Source organism: Paenibacillus sp. AN1007, assembly GCF_040702995.1.
Lineage (GTDB): Bacteria > Bacillota > Bacilli > Paenibacillales > Paenibacillaceae > Paenibacillus.
Window position 1 is genome coordinate 722,631 of record NZ_CP159992.1, and the last position, 19,238, is coordinate 741,868.

At 47.0% G+C, this 19,238-nt stretch carries 16 protein-coding genes; 15 read left to right on the forward strand and 1 reads right to left on the reverse strand.

Annotation, left to right across the window (positions count from 1 at the left end; all coding sequences use genetic code 11):
* Positions 1-42 precede the first annotated feature (42 nt).
* From ABXS70_RS03285 to ABXS70_RS03310, 6 genes are all read left to right on the forward strand, one after another.
* Positions 43-282, forward strand: a complete 240-nt coding sequence (locus tag ABXS70_RS03285) for a post-transcriptional regulator (protein WP_145332921.1) — start codon at positions 43-45, stop codon at positions 280-282.
* Positions 283-373: 91 nt separating this feature from the next.
* Positions 374-1,624: a protein translocase subunit SecD gene (secD, locus tag ABXS70_RS03290; protein WP_342552494.1), complete on the forward strand. Its 1,251-nt coding sequence runs from the start codon at positions 374-376 to the stop codon at positions 1,622-1,624.
* A complete protein-coding gene (gene secF / locus ABXS70_RS03295) occupies positions 1,614-2,525 on the forward strand; it encodes a protein translocase subunit SecF (protein WP_342552493.1) in 912 nt (303 codons plus the stop codon). Before secD ends, secF begins: the two co-directional genes overlap by 11 nt.
* Before the next feature lie 73 nt (positions 2,526-2,598).
* Positions 2,599-3,558, forward strand: coding sequence for a cation diffusion facilitator family transporter (locus ABXS70_RS03300; RefSeq protein WP_342552492.1), 960 nt, complete (start codon positions 2,599-2,601; stop codon positions 3,556-3,558).
* A gap of 42 nt (positions 3,559-3,600) precedes the next feature.
* Positions 3,601-6,009 carry a single-stranded-DNA-specific exonuclease RecJ gene (recJ, locus tag ABXS70_RS03305; RefSeq protein ID WP_342552491.1) on the forward strand — a complete coding sequence of 803 codons (2,409 nt, stop codon included), beginning with the start codon at positions 3,601-3,603 and terminating at the stop codon, positions 6,007-6,009.
* Between the two features lie 37 nt (positions 6,010-6,046).
* On the forward strand, positions 6,047-6,562 hold the full coding sequence (locus ABXS70_RS03310) for an adenine phosphoribosyltransferase (protein WP_342552490.1): 516 nt from the start codon (positions 6,047-6,049) through the stop codon (positions 6,560-6,562).
* 215 nt (positions 6,563-6,777) lie between these two features.
* On the opposite strand, the gene uraA is transcribed toward ABXS70_RS03310, so the two are convergent.
* Entirely contained in the window at positions 6,778-8,094 is a 1,317-nt protein-coding gene (gene uraA, locus ABXS70_RS03315) for a uracil permease (RefSeq protein WP_342552489.1), read from the reverse strand.
* 315 nt (positions 8,095-8,409) lie between these two features.
* Between uraA and ABXS70_RS03320 the strand changes: the two genes are divergently transcribed.
* The 9 genes from ABXS70_RS03320 to ABXS70_RS03360 all read left to right on the forward strand — a co-directional run bounded on the left by ABXS70_RS03320 (position 8,410) and on the right by ABXS70_RS03360 (position 19,232).
* On the forward strand, positions 8,410-10,587 hold the full coding sequence (locus tag ABXS70_RS03320; RefSeq protein ID WP_342552488.1) for a bifunctional (p)ppGpp synthetase/guanosine-3',5'-bis(diphosphate) 3'-pyrophosphohydrolase: 2,178 nt from the start codon (positions 8,410-8,412) through the stop codon (positions 10,585-10,587).
* Positions 10,588-10,601: 14 nt separating this feature from the next.
* On the forward strand, positions 10,602-11,051 hold the full coding sequence (gene dtd / locus ABXS70_RS03325) for a D-aminoacyl-tRNA deacylase (protein ID WP_342552487.1): 450 nt from the start codon (positions 10,602-10,604) through the stop codon (positions 11,049-11,051).
* A 95-nt stretch (positions 11,052-11,146) separates the two neighbouring features.
* Entirely contained in the window at positions 11,147-11,314 is a 168-nt protein-coding gene (locus ABXS70_RS03330) for a hypothetical protein (protein ID WP_366293832.1), read from the forward strand.
* A 477-nt stretch (positions 11,315-11,791) separates the two neighbouring features.
* Positions 11,792-12,298, forward strand: a complete 507-nt coding sequence (locus ABXS70_RS03335; RefSeq protein ID WP_366293835.1) for a type 1 glutamine amidotransferase domain-containing protein — start codon at positions 11,792-11,794, stop codon at positions 12,296-12,298.
* A gap of 129 nt (positions 12,299-12,427) precedes the next feature.
* A complete protein-coding gene (locus ABXS70_RS03340; RefSeq protein ID WP_366293838.1) occupies positions 12,428-12,874 on the forward strand; it encodes a hypothetical protein in 447 nt (148 codons plus the stop codon).
* A gap of 950 nt (positions 12,875-13,824) precedes the next feature.
* A complete protein-coding gene (hisS, locus tag ABXS70_RS03345; RefSeq protein WP_342552483.1) occupies positions 13,825-15,090 on the forward strand; it encodes a histidine--tRNA ligase in 1,266 nt (421 codons plus the stop codon).
* 71 nt (positions 15,091-15,161) lie between these two features.
* Positions 15,162-16,940, forward strand: coding sequence for an aspartate--tRNA ligase (gene aspS / locus ABXS70_RS03350; RefSeq protein WP_342552482.1), 1,779 nt, complete (start codon positions 15,162-15,164; stop codon positions 16,938-16,940).
* 18 nt (positions 16,941-16,958) lie between these two features.
* Complete coding sequence (locus tag ABXS70_RS03355; protein WP_342552481.1) at positions 16,959-17,717, forward strand: tRNA threonylcarbamoyladenosine dehydratase; 759 nt, start codon at positions 16,959-16,961, stop codon at positions 17,715-17,717.
* A 216-nt stretch (positions 17,718-17,933) separates the two neighbouring features.
* The gene (locus ABXS70_RS03360) at positions 17,934-19,232 is read left to right on the forward strand and encodes an NCS2 family permease (protein WP_342552480.1); all 1,299 of its coding nucleotides are present in this window, start codon (positions 17,934-17,936) and stop codon (positions 19,230-19,232) included.
* Positions 19,233-19,238 lie beyond the last annotated feature (6 nt).

Here is a 19,238-nt window from a genome sequence, read left to right on the forward strand (position 1 = left end):
AAAGGCTTGTAAGCACGAAGGGAGGCTCCCCGCTTGGAAGAAATGAATGATGTGGAGTTGGAACAGTCCATAGAGATACTCTGCCGAAGCAAGGCAGAAGAATTAAGGCTTGTCGGTTACGAATATGTCACCAGCAAAGATGTTTGGAATTGCGTCAGTCATAAATACGAAAAACAGGGTATTCCACCGCTTCATCAACTGGTGAACGACATATTGTCACTGAAAGCAACAAGCTTTATGAACTTTATGACCGTGTCTGCATACCGGGGGTCCTCTTTCTAGACGAAAGGGATCTTTTTTGTTGAAAATTGACTGCTTTTTACGGCATCGCTATAATAGGAATATTGAGAACGAAAGGGGATCTAGGAACGGCATGAAAAGAATTATCAGTTTCATTCTGGTCGTGCTTGTCACCACAGGGGTTATGGTGGGTACAAGCCCGGAACTGCTCAAAAATATACGCTTGGGCCTTGATTTAAAAGGAGGCTATGAAATCCTGTATGAAGCAGAACCGCTCGATTCAGGGCAGCAGGTGAACAAAGCCTCCTTGGTGCAAACTGCCAAAAGCCTCGAAAGCCGTGCCAATGCACTCGGAACAAGTGAGCCGGAAGTAACCACGGAAGGAAGTAACCGCATCCGGTTGAAATTGGCAGGTGTTACGGATGAGGCGGAGGTTAGAGCCAAAATGAAAGAACCTGCGGTTCTGACTTTCCGTAGTAAAGCTCCGGGTGACAAAGACGGGGAGTTCAGTAAAATTGAGCTTCGCGGTAATGAGTTTGTCGAAAATGCGGCCAAGGTTGTCTTCACTCAATTAAATGAGCCGATGATTGACATTAAAGTAAAGGATAAAGCGAAATTCTCTGAAATCACCAAACGTTTGATCAATAAACCCCTTGCTATTTATCTGGATGATCAGCTGCTTTCAGCACCAGAAGTTAGGCAGCAATTGACCGACGGATCTGCTCAAATCTCAGGTTCTTACACGCGAGAAGAAGCAAATCAGCTCCGTGATACCATTAACCTGGGTGCACTGCCATTGAAACTTACGGAGAAATACTCCCAGAGCGTAGGAGCAACCCTCGGTAAATTGTCTCTGGATCAAACGATCAAAGCAGGCTTGATTGGCTCTGTTATCATCCTGATTTTCATGATTGGACTGTATCGCATACCGGGTATCATCGCGAGCTTTGCACTGATTACTCATACGTGGTTAGTGCTTGCGATTTTCTATTTGGGCGAATTCGTGCTCACCCTACCAGGTATTGCGGCTTTCATTCTAGGGATAGGTATGGCGGTGGATGCCAACATCATTACGTATGAACGGATTAAAGAAGAGATGCGCAGCGGCAAATCAATCTTGTCGTCCGTCAAGGCGGGAAGCAAACATTCATTCCGTACAATTATCGATTCTAATATTACGACGATTATTGCTGCGGCTGTAATGTTTTTCCTCGGTACCGGTGCGGTTAAAGGTTTTGCACTCGTACTGATTTTCGACATTGTGACCAGTATCATCACGAATATTTTCTTCTCCCGCTTCTTGTTGACCCTGCTTGTACGGGGGAACGTAGTCAAGAAGCCTAAGTACTTCGGAGTGAAGGAGAGTGAAATTCGTGCGCTTTAATTGGAATTATGATTATGTAAAAGGCAGTAAGATTGCCTATATTTTCTCGATTATTCTTACCGTTACGGGAATTGTCAGTATCCTCGCATTGGGATTGAACTACGCTGTTGATTTCCGTGCAGGTTCCAACGTTGATATTACGGTATCCAAAGCTATCAGCACAGAGCAAGTTAATCCGATCATCAAGGATATGGGTGTCAATGAAGGTGATGTACACATCACACCAGGCGCAGATCGGGTAAATGTTCGTTTCTCCAATGTATTGGACGAAAAACAGGAAAGCAAATTCAAACAAGAGTTCAGCAAGCTGGATGCAACTGCTTCCTACGATGTCAATACAGTAGATCCAGAGATGGCTAAGGAATTGGAGCGCAATGCGATTTATGCCGTTCTTATCGCAAGTATCGGGATTATGATCTATGTGGCCATTCGTTTTGAATGGCGCTTCGGTCTTGCAGCCGTTATTGCACTCTTCCATGATGCATTTGTTGTTATCAGTGTATTCTCCATTTTCCGTCTGGAAGTGGATCTGACCTTTATTACAGCGGTTCTGACGATCGTTGGTTTCTCGATTAACGATACCATCGTTATTTTTGACCGAATTCGGGAAAATCTGCGTTTTGCCAAAAAGACAAGCAAAGCCGATTTGCGTGAGGTCGTCAATCACAGTCTGGCTCAAACCATGACCCGTTCCTTAAATACAACGTTCACGGTATTTGCTGCTTCAATCTGTTTGTTTATTTTTGGGGGAGAGTCCATTCGCATGTTCTCACTTGCCATGGTAATCGGAACTTTGTTCGGTGCCTATTCTTCAATCTTCATCGCTGCTCCGCTCTGGCTTGTGCTCAAAGGCAAACAAATTAGCAAACCAAAAACAGCAGCTGCGAAAACAACTAATTAAACATCGGAATGTAAAGCCGCGTCTGCCAGGCGCGGTTTTGCAGCGTTAAGTACAGAATGAAGGGGGAATCAACATGACAAGAGCACCTGGCCCGTCTGCACATGCGGCTGCATGGAGCGGGATCGTCGGAAACATGGCACTTGCAGTCATCAAAACAGGAGTAGGATACATGGCAAACAGCAAATCTTTGCTTGCTGATGGCTTGTACTCTGCTTCTGAAGCTGCCTCTTCCTTGGTTGGTCTTTTTCCCTCAAGGTCTGTACATTCCAAAAGTAAAGTTCATAAGGAGCGTCTCAAGGAACATGCACGGGCTGCGAAACCCGGTATGACGGTGCTGTTAGCAGTGCTTATTCTGATGGGTGGCCTACAGCTGGCAATCTCGGCGTTAAGTAGTTTATCTAGTGGTGAACTCGCTGCACCAGGAAAGTCTGTACTTTTGGTCGCTGTTGCGGCACTGGCTGTAAAAGAAGCCATATTTCAGTTCCAGTACCGATACTTCCGTAAACGAAATCAGTCTCTAGCAATGTCGTATGCACTGCAGCATCGGCGTGCGCTGTATTGTTCGCTTACCGTTTTAATCGGCATCATTGGCGCCATGGCGGGTGAAGAAACGGGTCTAGGTCTGCTTCTCTATCTTGATCCCGCCGCTGCCCTCATCGCTTCTGGCTTTATCTTGTATAAAGGGTACAGAATGATTGTAGATACGGTGTATGGTTCCCTGATTCAAGAACTGGAGCAGGAGGATGCCGCTGATTACAAGGAAACCGTACAGCGGGTATACGGCATTATCACGATTGAACATCTCGTTGCTCGCGAACAGGAACATGATGTTACCATTGAACTGACTATTAGTGTGAATCCGAGAATCTCCATTCTGGAGGCGCAGGAAATCGCGAATCGGGCCAAGACCTTGTTATTAACACGTTTCAGTCATGTCAAAGAAGTTCAGATCCAGGCTGTACCTTATGATCCCGGATATCCTTATAAATCCAATCATGAACTGCCCGATCATGAAGCGACATTAATTCAGTAATGGCGCGCGCGGATCTTGCAGGTCAGGAAAGGAGCGTTATCATTGCTTTATTCGCAATATCAGTGGAATACACCACATATTAATCTGGAGGCGGCTGCGGGACTTTCGCAGGCGCTTTCCGTTTCCCCTCTCGTTGGACGTTTGCTTGCAAGCCGAGGTGTGCACAATGAAAAGGAGGCAGAACGATTTTTGCATCCTGACTTGAATCAGATGCATGATCCGTATCTGCTGCTGGGCATGAGTGAAGCGATTCCTCGAATTAAGCAGGCATTGGAACGGGAAGAACATATTTTAATTTATGGAGATTATGACGCAGATGGAGTATCCAGTACGTCACTTATGATACATCTGATGCGTCATTTGGGAGCTTCATATGATATCTATATCCCTCACCGCTCGAACGAGGGGTATGGTCTTCATAACCATGCCTTGGATTGGGCGCATCAGCAAGGAGTTACTTTGATTATTACCGTCGATACCGGAATTAGCGCTGTAGAACAGATTGCGTACGCTGCATCACTGGGCATCGAAGTCATTGTGACAGATCACCATGAACCTCCTGAAGTATTACCCGAGGCCTATGCATTAATTAATCCGAAACTGCCGGGCTGCCCGTATCCATTTAAGGGTTTGGCGGGAGCAGGTGTAGCTTTGAAAGTTGCACAGGCCCTGATCGGTGAAGTGCCGGGTGAATGGATGGAAATCGCCGCCATTGGGACAGTAGCGGATCTGATGCCGCTTGAAGGCGAGAACCGCGTAATTGTTAGTTATGGTATAGAATCCATGCGCGGTTCGAAACTGCCAGGGGTTAGTGCCTTGCTGGAGATTAGTGGTGTGGATCAAAGTCAAGTGACATCAATTAATATTGCCTTTGCCATGGCTCCACGGATTAATGCCAGCGGTCGGTTGGATCATGCCGGAAGAGCAGTATCACTGCTCACAACTGAAAACCTGGATGAGGCCCATACCCTTGCGGGACAGCTGGATCTGCTGAATCGGGAGCGACAGCAAGTCGTTGAGGGCATACTACAGGAAGCCACAATGCAGTTAGAACAGAAAATTGAGCAGCGTTCCGGTTCCGTGCCGGATGTGATCGTACTGGCTGGTGAAGGCTGGAATGTGGGCGTGGTTGGTATTGTCGCTTCCAAATTGCTGGATCGGTATTACAGACCCACACTGATTCTGGGTATCGACCCGGAAAGCGGCGTTTGTAAAGGCTCTGCACGTTCAATTGAAGGTCTGGATATCTATGAGGCACTTACAGCGAACAAACATTTCATGGATCATTATGGAGGACATCCTGCAGCAGCTGGAATGACTCTTCATCGTGATCAGTTGGAAGAACTTGAATCAGGTTTGAACGAATTTGCCGCAGCTGTGCTGACGGAGGAAGACTTTGTTCCGCAGCGGCAGGCTGATGATGAATGCAGCATCAGTGATGTTCCGCTCAAAGTAATTCAGGAAATTGACAGATTACAGCCATTCGGTATGAGTAATCCATCGCCGCGTTTTGTATTAAGAAACGTGACGATTAAGGAGATCAGGACGATGGGGCGTGAAAAGCGCCACTTGAAGCTGGTCCTTGAACAAGATGGACAGCAGCTGGAGGCTGTTGCTTTTGGTAAGGGAGCACTGGCTGAATTTCTGACTGCAGGTTCGGTCATTGATGTCATGGGTGAACTGTCGATAAATGAATGGAACGGTATGAGAAAGCCGCAGATGATGCTTCAGGATATCCATGTTCCCGGGGCACAGGTATTCGATATGCGAGGACATGCTGACCCGGTAAACGCCATGAGACACTTCCTGAGCACGCTTGATGTGCATCTCCGTTACAAAGCAGGTTCGATCGGAGCGATTGTAAGAAATGAAGCAAATGTTTCTGAAGGAAATTCATTGTATGAACCGTGCCTTTGGGTATATGATAGAAAGGTCGGGTTATTTCCGTGTAATGCTGCAGCAGAGCAGTATGGACAGGAACAAGTCCGGACGTTATTTGTGTTTGATACGCCGGAAACCCCGGAACAACTTGATGCAATGCTGGCTTTATTCAGCGGAGCCGAGAATATCATCCTTCTGCACGGATCAGGCAGCCTTCGAGATCGACTTCAGATGCCCTCCAGAGAACTGTTCAAGCGTATTTATATGCTGGTGTTTAAATGGAAAGCGGAACCCGTGGACGAGCAAGAGATAACTCCTGTGCTCAGTCGTCAGTGTGGTTGTTCTGCGCGAATGATTACGATGATGCTTGATGTATTTGAAGAGTTATCCTTCATTTCGCGTGAGGACGGCAAAATTACCGTTATGGACAATCCTCCAAAACGTGATTTGACCTCAGCACGTCAGTATCAGGCGCTGGAACATATGGCCGAGACAGAACAGGTGATGCTGGATGCATCTACACCTCAGCTGACACAATGGATGATATCCCGGATGAAGGGCGTATCTTAGATGGAAGTTTGTGTATTTATTTTAGGAGGAGATTATTTTGGATTTTAAAGAGTATATTCGTGTTATTCCTGACTTTCCACAACCGGGAATCAGCTTCAAGGACATCACAACATTGCTGAAAGATGGAGAAATGTATCGCAATGCAATCAATGAACTGAAACAAATGGTTGCAGAGCTGAAAATTGATGTCATTGCCGGACCTGAAGCACGCGGTTTTGTGGTAGGTGCACCATTGGCATACGCTCTCGGTGTTGGTTTTGCTCCAATTCGCAAAAGTGGGAAATTACCTGGTGCGACCATTGAAGCGGGATACGATCTCGAATATGGCAAGGACACACTGGCAATGCATACAGATGCAATCGAAAAAGGGCAGAATGTCCTGATTGCAGACGATCTGCTCGCAACGGGCGGTACCATTGCAACTTCCATCAACTTGATTGAGCAGCTGGGCGGTAATGTCGTTGGTGCTGCTTTCCTGATTGAACTGACAGATCTGAACGGCCGTGCCAAACTGCCTGAGAACATGAATGTATTCACATTGATGAACTACTAGAAACAGAAATCGCTTTGTACTTTACAGTGCTGCTGTGAATAATGAATTACAGCTTCCCCAGTTTCCCGGGAAATAATATACAGCATGAATGATTGGCAAAAAAGCCTGTTTCTCCAACGCTATGTTGGGAGACAGGCTTTTTGAGTTGTCTTTTACAAAGGTAACTGTCGATGGTCGAGAGAAGCTTGTGCAAATAAAATGTCGCGCTTCTATAACTAGTCTGGATTTTTTTCTGTAATCGGTTGTTTTTGTGTTTCCTCATTCAACAAACCAAGCACATCAAACAGTTTGAACAGCAGGCTGAGAAGCATTCCGGCGATCGTAGCCAGTGCCATGCCTTTCAGATGTACACCATAGAACGAAATTTCCGTACCGCTCAGACCGATCACAAGTACAAGTGTAGTCAGGATCAAGTTCGTCGGTTTGGCAAAATCCACTTTTTGTTCTACGAGAATACGCAGACCAGATGCTGCAATAACGCCGAACAGAAGCAGGGAAACACCGCCCATAACGGGTACCGGAATGTTGGCAACAAGGGCCGAGAACGTGCCGGAGAAGGAGAGAAGAATGGCAATGACAGCAGCACCGCCAATTACATAGATCGAGTAAACCCGAGTCAATGCCATAACACCGATGTTTTCACCATAGGTTGTATTCGGTGTTGATCCGACGAAGCCGGACATTATTGTAGATACACCATTACCAAGCAGGGAGCGATGCAGACCAGGGTCTTTGGACAAATCCTTGCCCACAATACTGCTTGTCACGAGCAGATGTCCAATATGTTCAACAATCACGACGAGTGCGACGGGTAAAATCGTGAGAATCACCGACCAGTCAAATGAAGGTGTTGTGACGGTTGGAAGAGAGATGAAATCAGCGTTAGCAATTGCACTTGTTTTAACGAGCCCCATGGAGTAGCCAAGCCCGTAACCGACCACAATACCAATGAGGATATGAATGATTTTAGGGAAGCCGCGGAAAGTTACAGCCCCAAGCACAGTGACTCCTAGAGTGACCATGGATAAGATAATAGGTTTGGCTTGAGGAAACCAACCGGGGTTGTTTACGGGGTCTGAGTTAATTAATCCAGCCATTCCGGCAGCGACAGGAACAAGTTCCAGACCAATCAAAGCAACGATGGCACCCATAACTGCTGGGGGAAAAACAACGTTGATCCAACCTGTTCCGGCATATTTAATAATGAGCGCCACGAGGCAGAATACGATACCTGTTACGATGAATGCTGCGAGGGCCATGGAGTAACCATTTTCAGGGTGTGCTTTTAATACCGCCATGACTGGAGCAATAAAAGCGAAGCTTGATCCGAGATATGCAGGGATTTTCCCTTTACACATCAGGATGTACAGCAGGGTACCAATTCCGTTCATTAAGAGAATCATGCTTGGATCGACCTTGAAGAGGTTAGGTACCAATACGGTACTTCCAAACATAGCGAACAAATGCTGCAGACTCAATAATACGCCGGGGCCCAAAGGCATCTTTTGATCAACCTGAATTTCACGTTGCAAAGCATCTCATCTCCTTTTTCCGATACACAAACTTTCAATAGATTACAGAGTTTCTTTCAAATAAGCAATAACAATTTTCAGGTTTGGGGTGCAAATCACTTATTTTCTCAAAATTCCCTTCTATTTCAGCAAATATCGGCAATAATGCATAATAACTGAATGAATTCAAATATTGGATAAACGGTCTTATTCGTCAGCAGTTGACGGGAAACGGGTGAGGCGTCATAATTATAGGAAATTACTTTTACGGGGAACCTGTGTTGATATATTGTCACGGGTTCCATTTTGTATAGAAAGGACACGGAACAGATCAGAATGGGCATAGAGCAATTACTCGAGAAGGCCGGGGCATATATCAAAGAACCCGATTTGGTGCGCATACGAGAGGCTTATGAATTTGCTGATCAGGCCCACCATGGACAGACGCGAAAATCGGGAGAACCGTATATTCTGCATCCGCTTGCGGTTGCCGACATTGTTGTGAATATGCAGATGGACACCATCTCCATTATAGCAGCACTTCTTCATGATGTAGTCGAGGACACTACGGTGTCGCTTGATGAGATCCGAACTCATTTCGGCAATACGTGTGCCATGCTTGTTGACGGCTTGACGAAGCTGGAACGTATCCAGTTTCGCTCTAAGGAAGAACAGCAGAACGAGAACTACCGCAAAATGTTCATCGCCATGGCGCAGGACATCCGTGTCATCGTGATCAAATTGGCTGACCGTCTGCATAACATGCGGACCCTCAAGTTTCAGTCAGAAGAAAGCCAGCGCCGGATCTCGTACGAGACGCTGGAGATTTTTTGTCCGATTGCAAACCGTTTGGGAATATCAGCAATCAAATGGGAAATGGAGGACATCGCCCTCCGTTATTTAAATCCGCAGCAGTACTACCGTATTGCAAATCTGATGCACAAGAAACGTGCAGAACGCGAGCAGTACATCGATACTGTAATGGACGGCATTACAAGTAAGCTCGAAGAGATGGGCATTCAAGCAGACTTGTCCGGCCGCCCGAAACATATCTATAGTGTGTTCAAAAAAATGACGACCAAGAACAAGCAGTTTAACGAGATTTATGACCTGCTTGCAATTCGTATTATTGTGGATAATATCAAGGATTGTTATGCTACACTCGGCATTATCCATACGTTATGGAAGCCCATGCCTGGACGGTTCAAGGACTATATCGCAATGCCAAAAGCGAATATGTATCAGTCCCTGCATACAACCGTGGTCGGTCCTAACGGTGAGCCGACTGAAGTCCAGATTCGTACATGGGATATGCATCGTACGGCTGAGTTCGGTATTGCTGCACACTGGGCTTATAAAGAAGGAGCTGCGGCTGGACCTCAGTTTGAAGATAAAATCACCTTTTTTCGGGAGATTCTTGAGCTTCAAAATGAAGCACAGGATGCTTCCGAATTTGTGGAATCGCTCAAAATGGATTTCTTCTCCGATCTGGTGTTTGTCTTTACACCAAAAGGTGAAGTCATTGAACTGCCCAGCGGCTCGGTGCCGCTAGACTTTGCCTATCGTATTCATACAGAAGTGGGTAACCGGACTATCGGTGCCAAAGTCAACGGACGAATTGTTCCACTCGATTATCATCTCAAGACGGGCGATATCATCGAAATTTTGACTTCCAAGCATTCTTATGGGCCCAGCCAAGACTGGCTAAAGATCGCGAAATCTTCTCATGCAAGAGCGAAGATTAAACAATGGTTCAAGAAAGAACGCCGTGAAGAGAACGTGGAAAAGGGCCGGGAAAGCTGTGAGCGTGAACTGAAACGGATGGGACTTGATCCTTCTGCGTGGATGACTGACGACAAGCTGATGGAAGCGGCGAAAAAATTCGCGTTTAACGATATCGATGATATGCTGGCGGCGGTTGGTTTTGGCGGAATTACAGCCGCTCAGATCATCACCAAAGCAACGGAGAAGCTCCGCAAGGAGCAGGAAGAATCCAACCAGCTGGAACTAAATTCCGAGATGCGAGAGCTGAAACCTGCGCCTGAACGCAGAAACAGACCAACCAACGGCATCCGTGTCAAGGGAATCGACAATCTGTTGGTTCGGTTTGCACGATGCTGCAACCCTGTGCCTGGGGATGACATTATCGGTTATGTTACACGCGGTCGCGGCGTTTCTGTGCATCGCAGTGACTGTCCAAATATCCCTTCAAGTGCGGATGGAGAAGAGGCAGCGCGGGTCATTGAAGTCGAGTGGGAAGAGAATATCGAATCCAGCTACAGTGTAGATATCGAGATTACAGGACATGATCGCAATGGACTGCTCAATGAAGTGCTTCAAGCTGTTTCGGAAAGTAAAACCAATATATCTGCGGTCACCGGACGGACCGACAAAAATAAATTAGCATTGGTGCACGTCACCATTCTGATTCGCAATACAGACCATCTGCATTCCGTCGTGGAACGAATCAAACGAGTGAAGGACGTTTATTCTGTGCACCGAATTATGCAGTAAGGAGCCCCTGTAGGATGAGAGTGCTGGTACAACGCTGTAAAGAGGCTCAGGTAACCGTGGGAGATGAATTGACAGGCAGCATCGAATCTGGGCTGATGCTGCTTGTGGGGATTACCCATGAGGATACCGAAAAAGATGCAGTATATCTTGCTGATAAAATTAGCGGGCTGCGTATATTTGAGGATGAGCAGGAGAAGATGAATCTCAGCCTGCTCGATGTGGGTGGAGCTGTTCTTTCGGTTTCACAATTCACCTTGTATGGCGATTGTCGTAAAGGCAAACGGCCCAGCTTTGCTGCGGCAGCCCGTCCAGACACCGCTGAGCGGTTGTATGAGACGTTTAATCAGCTGCTTCGAGATAAGGGGATTCAGGTGGAAACAGGACGTTTTGGAGCCATGATGGACGTTTCATTTACGAATTGGGGTCCTGTAACCCTGATGCTGGAAAGTCCGCTGCGGGATTGAACCTGCGCATAATTATTTTGTAAAAAGGCCATAATGGGAATGATTAAACGTTATTGCAGCGTTGTATCCTCTGATAACCAAAGGAGTCCTTATCTATGCGCCAATCTGCAAAATTAACCAAGGCACGGATCGAACCGCTGCTGATCCCCGGCAGTATGAGCGAGTCGCTTCATCTTGCCCGTTCTGCGGCATCGTGTGTTTCGACGTTATGGATGCTTCAAACTTCAGATAAAGACAGGCAGGATTATCTACCTCGTCCATAGAGTACGCTTGTTAAATGAATGGAGTACGCCGTAAAATGAATTATTGCGTGTTTTTCTAGGGCGTGTCTGAAAACGCTGAAGAGAGCAGATTTTGCCGAATTTTCGTTCCAAGCAAGGAAGTTTCACGCAGGTGTGCCGGGGCACGTCAAAGTAAACTGATGCAGCAGGGGGCGAAAAGAGGGTAAAAGATGCTCTTCAGTAGGTTTCAAGACACGCCCTAGGGCAGCAGCGCTGTAAGCTGCAAAGTTGAGAACACAAACGAAAGCCTCGATTGTTAAACAATCTGAGGTTTTTTTGCTGTTCACTGCCTCGGATAATTGGTCTACCTGACACATGATTGCAAAATCAATTGAACCTCGATTGTTATAAATCAGGCTGCCCGGGGTAATAACAAAGCGAGGCACCAATGACGTGCCATAGAGCAGCAGTGCTGAGATTCAAACCAAATTTTCGATTACGGAAAGGAGAACATACATTATGAGTAAAGTTGCTTTTTTACTTGCAAATGACTTTGAGGATTCCGAAATGCAGGTACCGTATGAAGAGGTGAAGAAGGCTGGACACGAGGTGCAAATTATTGGCTTGAAAGCCGGTGAAACGCTTCAGGGTAAGGGAGGCAAAGTCTCTTACACAACGGACAAAGCCATCTCGGAAGTGCAGGCTTCTGACTATGATGCCGTTGTGATTCCAGGCGGATCATCCCCCGAAAATTTGCGGACTGACGCAAACATTCTGAAATTCGTGACAGAAATTAACGATGCCAAGAAACCGATCGCTGCGATCTGCCATGGGCCGCAAATTTTGGCCAGCGCCGATCTATTGAAAGGACGCACCATCACATCTTACCCGCCGCTGAAGGATGACATGGTTAATGCTGGGGCGGAGTTTAAGGATCATGAAGCTGTGGTGGATGGCAATTACATTACATCTCGCACACCGGAAGATGAGCCGGCATTTGTCCGCGAACTGCTGAAAGTCATTTAAGGATACAGAGGTTAAAATCAAGGGTACGATGGCATTCTATTCATATATAACAACGTATCTAACATTGGTTACATCGTGCCGCCTCATGAGGTGTCACGCTGCATTTCATTCCATAAAGGAGGGTTTGACATGGCAAAGCATATTCAGGCGTATTTTCGAACGGAAGACGAGGCAGAGGGTGCAAGAACTTCACTACAGGCATTTCGTACCGAACAGCTGGAAGTAGGTCAGCTTGATGCTGCAATTGGCAGGGATACAAAAGTTATGGTACCGCTGGTTCCTTATAATACAGCTGGCGGTGTAGGTACGAACGGTGCGATGGGTGTAGGTGCAGCTCCCGGGGTTCCAGCAAGTGAAAATGTCATTCCGGTTGTCACCGACGTAGATCGTAATGCTGAGCGTGATCCACGGAACAGAGTGAATGAGGATGGAGACATGCTGGATGCAGCAGATGTGACTTCGGCCGATTATGATGACCTGCATTATGTTCTGTCTGCCAAAGTTAGCGATGAGGACTATGATGCCATTGTTCATAAACTCCGCTCCAACCATGCTTACGTGGAAGAATTGGATTAATATATAGATACGAGTATGCCCTTACACAGCCTGATATCATTATCAGACGGTGTAAGGGCTTTTCGATATATCATTTTTTAATGGTTAATGCCAAATAAACTGACGAAGAACCGAATACAATGTAAAAATATAAATTTTTAAAGCGCTATCATTTTTGTAATATTACTGTAATATTAGTAACACAAGCCTTTAACATACTGCGTTTATAATAACACACATGACCCCCTTTTTTTATATATCCTTTGAACCTGCACACCGTGTGCAGGTTATTTTTTTTCTATCTTTGCATGTTAGCCCTTGACTTTAGTACTGCGGTTCATTACAATCAGAAAATAATACGTTGACTATAGTCAACTAAAGTCGTTTTTTGAATAATATGACTGATTTGATGACGGGACCAAGTACTCCGTACCCACGTGACTAGAGAGGAATCCCTTAGGCTGCAAGGATCCCCATGATGAGCGGATGAATGACTTCCCCGAGAACAGACGGCGAACAAGGCAGAGAGAATCTGCGGATAATAGTAGCCGGCCTGCGCATGACGTGCGTTACACGTAGAGCGGAAGAGCTGTCGACATGGGTGCATTCTTGAATCATCCTGAACGAGCAGACCAACCTGAACGGCTATAGGATCAGGCTTCCGGAATGTGGGTGGTACCACGGGTGAATGTCTATACAATCTCTCGTCCCTTTGTTTGCTGTATATGAGCAAACAGGGCGAGGGATTTTTTTGTTTTTCAAGTTGAGATATCAGATTACACGAAGAACGGAGAGGACAGAAAGAACCTGGAAAAGCGAAGTGCTCGCCTTTATCACCGAATTTTATACATTTATAAATGTAGATCAGAAAAATTCGGGGATAACAGCGATTGAAAGGTTTTCTGTCCGCGTAGTGGGACTCGTGGAATATCTTAACGTTTACAAAGAAAATCAATGCTGGAGGGATACAGATGGCTTTTCAGAAACCAACAGGAACGCAGGATTTGCTGCCTGGAGTAGTCGAAAAGTGGCAGTATGTAGAAGAAAAAGCACGTGATCTGTGCCGTCGCTTTAATTATCGCGAGATTCGTACGCCGATCTTCGAGCAGACATCCTTGTTTGTACGCGGAGTAGGAGAAACCACGGATATCGTTGAGAAAGAAATGTACACCTTTGATGACAAAGGCAACCGCAGCATGACACTTCGTCCAGAAGGCACAGCGGGTGTGGTTCGGGCTTACGTGGAGAATAAACTGTATGGCGAACCCGATGTGAGCAAGCTTTATTACATCGGACCGATGTTCCGGTATGAACGTCCGCAGGCGGGGCGGCAGCGTCAGTTCCACCAGTTCGGTGTTGAAGCTCTGGGTGCGGTTGATCCGGCGATCGATGCAGAAGTTATTGCACTTGGTTACCAGTTATGTGTAGAGCTTGGCCTGAAAGACGTTAAAGTGGAAATCAACTCGGTTGGTAATGCGAAGAGCCGGGCGGAATACCGCGAGACACTGCTTGGGTTCCTCAGACCCATGAAGGACACGCTTTGTAAGGATTGCCAATCCCGGATGGAGCGTAATCCGCTCCGTGTACTGGATTGTAAAGTGGATCAGGACAAATTCGTGGGTGCTCCGTCCATACTGGACAGCCTAGACGAGGAGTCATTGAGCCATTTTGCCAAGCTTCAGAGCTATCTGGACGATTTCGGTGTCGATTACGCGGTGAATAATCGCCTGGTGCGGGGGCTGGATTATTACACCCTGACTGCATTTGAGTTGAAGGCCCAGGGCATTGGCGCTATCGATACCGTTGGCGGCGGCGGCAGATACAACGGTCTTGTCGGCGATATTGGCGGACCGGATCAGCCGGGGATCGGCTTTGGAATCGGTCTGGAGCGTATTCAGCTGATTCTCGAGCACCAGAATATTGAAGTAACAACACTGGCTCCGCTGGATGTGTATTTTGTCGCTCTGGGTGAAGCTGCGGATCGGGAAGTGAATCGCCTGCTCTTCAAACTTCGTCAATCCGGGTTATCCGGTGAACGCGATTATCTGGGCCGGAAGATGAAAGCACAGATGAAATCGGCAGACCGCTTTAAAGCCCGTTACACAGCAATCCTTGGGGATGATGAACTGGAACGCGGCGAGATTGCACTGAAGGCAATGGATACAGGTGAACAGCAAACCGTGAAGCTGGATGATCTCGTGACAGCGGTACGCGGGAACAACGAAATGTATAAATAACCGGGATCGTGTTAGAAAGGGCATCAGCCTGACTGCACAGAACGGAAATTCACATATTGAGGAGATTAATTATGAAAAGAAGTCATCATTGCGGCGCATTAACAAACGCACATATCGGTGAAACAGTAACATTGAACGGCTGGGTACAGACTCGCCGTGACTTGGGAGGCGTACTTTTTATCGATCTGCGGGATCGCAGCGGTATTGTACAAGTTGTTTTTAACCCGGCTTACTCCGGTGAAGCTTTGCAGATCGCAGATCGTGTACGCAGTGAGTATGTCATCGCGGTAACGGGCAAAGTAGTTAAACGTGATGCAGAGACTGTAAATAAAAACCTGCCAACAGGCGAGATCGAAGTTCAAATTACGGAAATCGAAGTGCTGAATGCAGCGAAAACACCTCCGTTCTTTATCGAAGACGGTGTTGAGGTGGACGAGTCCCTTCGTTTGAAATATCGTTATCTGGACCTGCGTCGTCCGGAGATGTTCGAAACATTGAAACTGCGTTCCAAAGCGTCTAAAGTATTCCGTGACTTCCTGGACGGAGAAGAATTTGTTGAGGTGGAAACACCAATCCTGACCAAGAGTTCCCCGGAAGGTGCACGTGACTATCTCGTACCAAGCCGTGTGCATGAAGGTGAATTCTTCGCCCTGCCGCAATCCCCGCAAATTTATAAACAATTGCTGATGGTTGGCGGACTTGAGCGTTACTACCAAATCGCACGTTGTTTCCGTGACGAGGACTTGCGTGCAGACCGTCAACCGGAGTTCACTCAAGTCGACATCGAGACATCCTTTTTGCAACAAGATGACCTGTTGCCGATGATGGAACAGTTGATGGCAAAATTGCTGCGTGAAACAAAAGGTATTGAGCTGGAATTGCCATTCCAACGGATTACGTATGCTGATGCAATGGGCAAATACGGTTCCGACAAACCGGATCTGCGTTTTGGCATGGAACTGGTGGAAATGAACGATATCGTTGCAAACAGCGGCGTGAAGGTATTTGCTTCCGTCATCGAAAAAGGCGGCGAAGTGAAAGTACTGAACGCCAAAGGCTGTGGTACGTGGAGCCGTAAAGAGATCGACGACCTCGGACCATTCGCTGCCCGTTACGGCGCTAAAGGTCTGGCGTGGATTCAAGTAAAAGACGGCGAGTTCAAAGGGCCAATCGTGAAGTTCTTCACGCCGGAAGAGATTGAAGCTGTTAAAGAACGTACAGGCGCTGAAGAAGGCGACCTGCTGCTCTTCTCCGCTGACAATAAAAAAGTGGTTGCTGACGTTCTCGGTGCTCTGCGTCTGAAAATCGGACGTCAACTGGGCCTGATCGATGACAGCAAGTTCAAGTTCGCTTGGGTTGTGGACTTCCCGCTGCTCGGCTATGATGAAGAAGCGAAACGTTATGTGGCAGAACACCATCCGTTCACACGTCCCAAAGATGAAGATGTACATCTGTTCGACACGGACCCGGGTGCAATCCGTGCTCAGGCCTATGACCTTGTGCTGAATGGTTATGAAGTCGGTGGCGGTTCGATGCGTATCTACAAACGGGATGTACAGGAAAAAATGTTTGCTGCACTTGGACTTACACCAGAAGTGGCTAACGATAAATTCGGTTATCTGCTCGAAGCATTCGAATATGGTACACCACCACATGGCGGTATCGCCTTTGGTCTGGACCGTCTCGTGATGCTGCTGGCAGGACGCACGAATCTGCGTGAAACGATTGCCTTCCCGAAAACGGCAAGTGCAACTGATCTCTTGATGAATGCACCTTCCGAAGTGGATGGATCACAGCTTGAACAGCTTCATATCCGTGTAGCCCGTAAACCGGTCGCGGAAAAGAAATAAAGGAGGCATCGATTCTCAATGCTCCATCAATTTTCAAGAACAGAGCTAGCGATCGGACCTGAAGGTCTGAATACGCTCAAAAATAGCACGGTAGCCGTACTCGGTATCGGCGGTGTTGGCGGGATTGCTGTAGAAGCGCTTGCCCGCAGCGGTGTTGGCCGCATCATCCTGATTGACAAAGATGTAGTTGATATCACGAACATTAACCGGCAGATTCATGCACTTACCACCACGGTAGGTCAGAAAAAGGCCGACTTGATGGTAGAGCGTGTGAAATTGATTAATCCGGAATGTGATGCCATCGCGCTCAACATGTTTTATACCGAAGAAACGTATGAGGAATTGTTTAAGTACGATCTGGATTACGTGCTGGATGCATCCGATACGATTATCTACAAAATACATCTCATTAAAGAGTGCCTGAAACGCAAAATTCCGATCATCTCAAGCATGGGCGCTGCCAACAAAATGGACCCGACGAAGTTCCAGGTTGCGGATATTTCAAAAACCTCCATGGACCCAATTGCTCGTGTGGTTCGCACCAAGCTGCGTAAAGATGGCATTAAAAAAGGGGTGAAAGTGGTATTCTCCACGGAGGAGCCGCTTAAGCCGCGTGCAGACGTGACGCAGAAAATCGTTCCTGAGAATGCGCCCGAGATTCGTAAAGCGAAACAGCCGCCAGCTAGCAATGCCTTTGTTCCCCCAGTAGCCGGATTAATTATGGTCAGCGTAGCTGTGAAAGACCTGCTTGAAAAAGCAGAGAAAACACAGGCATAAGGGGAACAAAACCAACAACATGGTATAAGCTCTACGCATGAAAGCGCGGGTGCATATGTGCACCTGCGCTTTTTGCTGTATAATATTGCGTATATGCTGTGATAACCGAACTGAAGTGCTGTGGATATATCATCACTATGTCATGTACTTCACTTTAAAAACGGTGTAAGATATGGGGTGGTGCGTGAATCGCAGTCAGAGAGGGGAACAGAACGAATGAAACACGGATGGTTGTCCAGACAGCTGGGCATGGAACCAGAAGATCAGTGGAAAAAGGAAATTGTTGCGGGAGCAATTTCTTATTTTGCTGTTGTATATATCGTAATGGTTAATGCAGCTATTCTTTCCGATGCAGGAATGCCGCTGCAGGCGGCTATGGTGGGCACACTGCTCACGTCCATTGCAGGATGTCTGCTCATGGCATTTGGCGGTAAATCCCCAGTTGTGGTGGTACCCGGCATGGGGATTAATGCTTTTTTTACATATACACTCGTGCACTCGATGAAACTGACATGGCAGGAAGCGTTGGCTGTGGTAGCTGTTACAGGCCTGCTGTTTGCTGTTGTCGCTTTTACATCATTATATAAAATGATCAGTGAAGCCATTCCGAAAAATCTGCAGCACGGCATTACCGTCGGGATTGGACTATTTCTTACCTTTATCGGTTTGCAAAAAAGCAGTATTGTAATCGCTCACCAGACAACCTTTGTTGCAATCGGTCATTTTAATGACCCCAATGTAATTACAGCCTGTGTAACACTGGTATTGTCTGTTATTCTATTTATCCGAAATGTGCAGGGCGGACTGCTCATTAGTATTCTGATTGGAACAGGACTTGCTTACATACTCGGTGCAGTGCATCCCGGGGAAGCCGTATCTGCGATGGATGCACTGCGGCAGTACAGTGGTTTGTTTGGCCAACTGTCTCTCATGAAGCTGGCAGACATCGCGTTCTGGATTGCCGTGTTCCTGCTGCTGTTAATTGTGGTATTCGAAAATATCGGACTCATTACCGCCCAGACGAATATGATTGGCCGTCCGGCACGGTTCAAGGGCAGTCTGCGCGCACTATCCATCAGCACGGTGCTGGCAGGGGTTTTCGGCAGCAGTCCGCCAGTGGCGGCGGCGGAGACAACAGCAGGTATTGCGGCAGGCGGGCGCACGGGATTGACCCCGCTTGTGACAGCTGTGCTGTTCGGAGCAACTTTTTTCTTCATTCCGCTGCTCGGGTATATTCCCGACAGTGCTATTGCTCCTATTTTGATTATCATTGGCGGTTTGATGGTGCAGGGTGTTAAGGATATGGATTTTAGCGATTTTACCGAGGCATTTCCTGCTTTTTTAATTATGGTCATGATTCCTTTTACTTACAGCATTGTGGATGGCATGGCTTTTGGATTCATAGCATATCCGCTGGCAAAACTGGCTGCAGGGAAAGGCAAGCAGGTACCGCTGGTCATGTATGGCATTTCCATTCTGTTTCTGGCTAACTTTGTCCTGCATGGTATGTTGTAAAACAAA

Coding starts and splice junctions, on each gene's coding strand:
- ABXS70_RS03285 (WP_145332921.1), top strand. CDS start 43: ATGAATGATGTGGAGTTGGAACAGTCCATAGAGATACTCTGCCGAAGC.
- secD (WP_342552494.1), top strand. CDS start 374: ATGAAAAGAATTATCAGTTTCATTCTGGTCGTGCTTGTCACCACAGGG.
- ABXS70_RS03300 (WP_342552492.1), top strand. CDS start 2,599: ATGACAAGAGCACCTGGCCCGTCTGCACATGCGGCTGCATGGAGCGGG.
- ABXS70_RS03320 (WP_342552488.1), top strand. CDS start 8,410: ATGGGCATAGAGCAATTACTCGAGAAGGCCGGGGCATATATCAAAGAA.
- dtd (WP_342552487.1), top strand. CDS start 10,602: ATGAGAGTGCTGGTACAACGCTGTAAAGAGGCTCAGGTAACCGTGGGA.
- ABXS70_RS03330 (WP_366293832.1), top strand. CDS start 11,147: ATGCGCCAATCTGCAAAATTAACCAAGGCACGGATCGAACCGCTGCTG.
- ABXS70_RS03335 (WP_366293835.1), top strand. CDS start 11,792: ATGAGTAAAGTTGCTTTTTTACTTGCAAATGACTTTGAGGATTCCGAA.
- ABXS70_RS03340 (WP_366293838.1), top strand. CDS start 12,428: ATGGCAAAGCATATTCAGGCGTATTTTCGAACGGAAGACGAGGCAGAG.
- hisS (WP_342552483.1), top strand. CDS start 13,825: ATGGCTTTTCAGAAACCAACAGGAACGCAGGATTTGCTGCCTGGAGTA.
- aspS (WP_342552482.1), top strand. CDS start 15,162: ATGAAAAGAAGTCATCATTGCGGCGCATTAACAAACGCACATATCGGT.
- ABXS70_RS03355 (WP_342552481.1), top strand. CDS start 16,959: ATGCTCCATCAATTTTCAAGAACAGAGCTAGCGATCGGACCTGAAGGT.
- ABXS70_RS03360 (WP_342552480.1), top strand. CDS start 17,934: ATGAAACACGGATGGTTGTCCAGACAGCTGGGCATGGAACCAGAAGAT.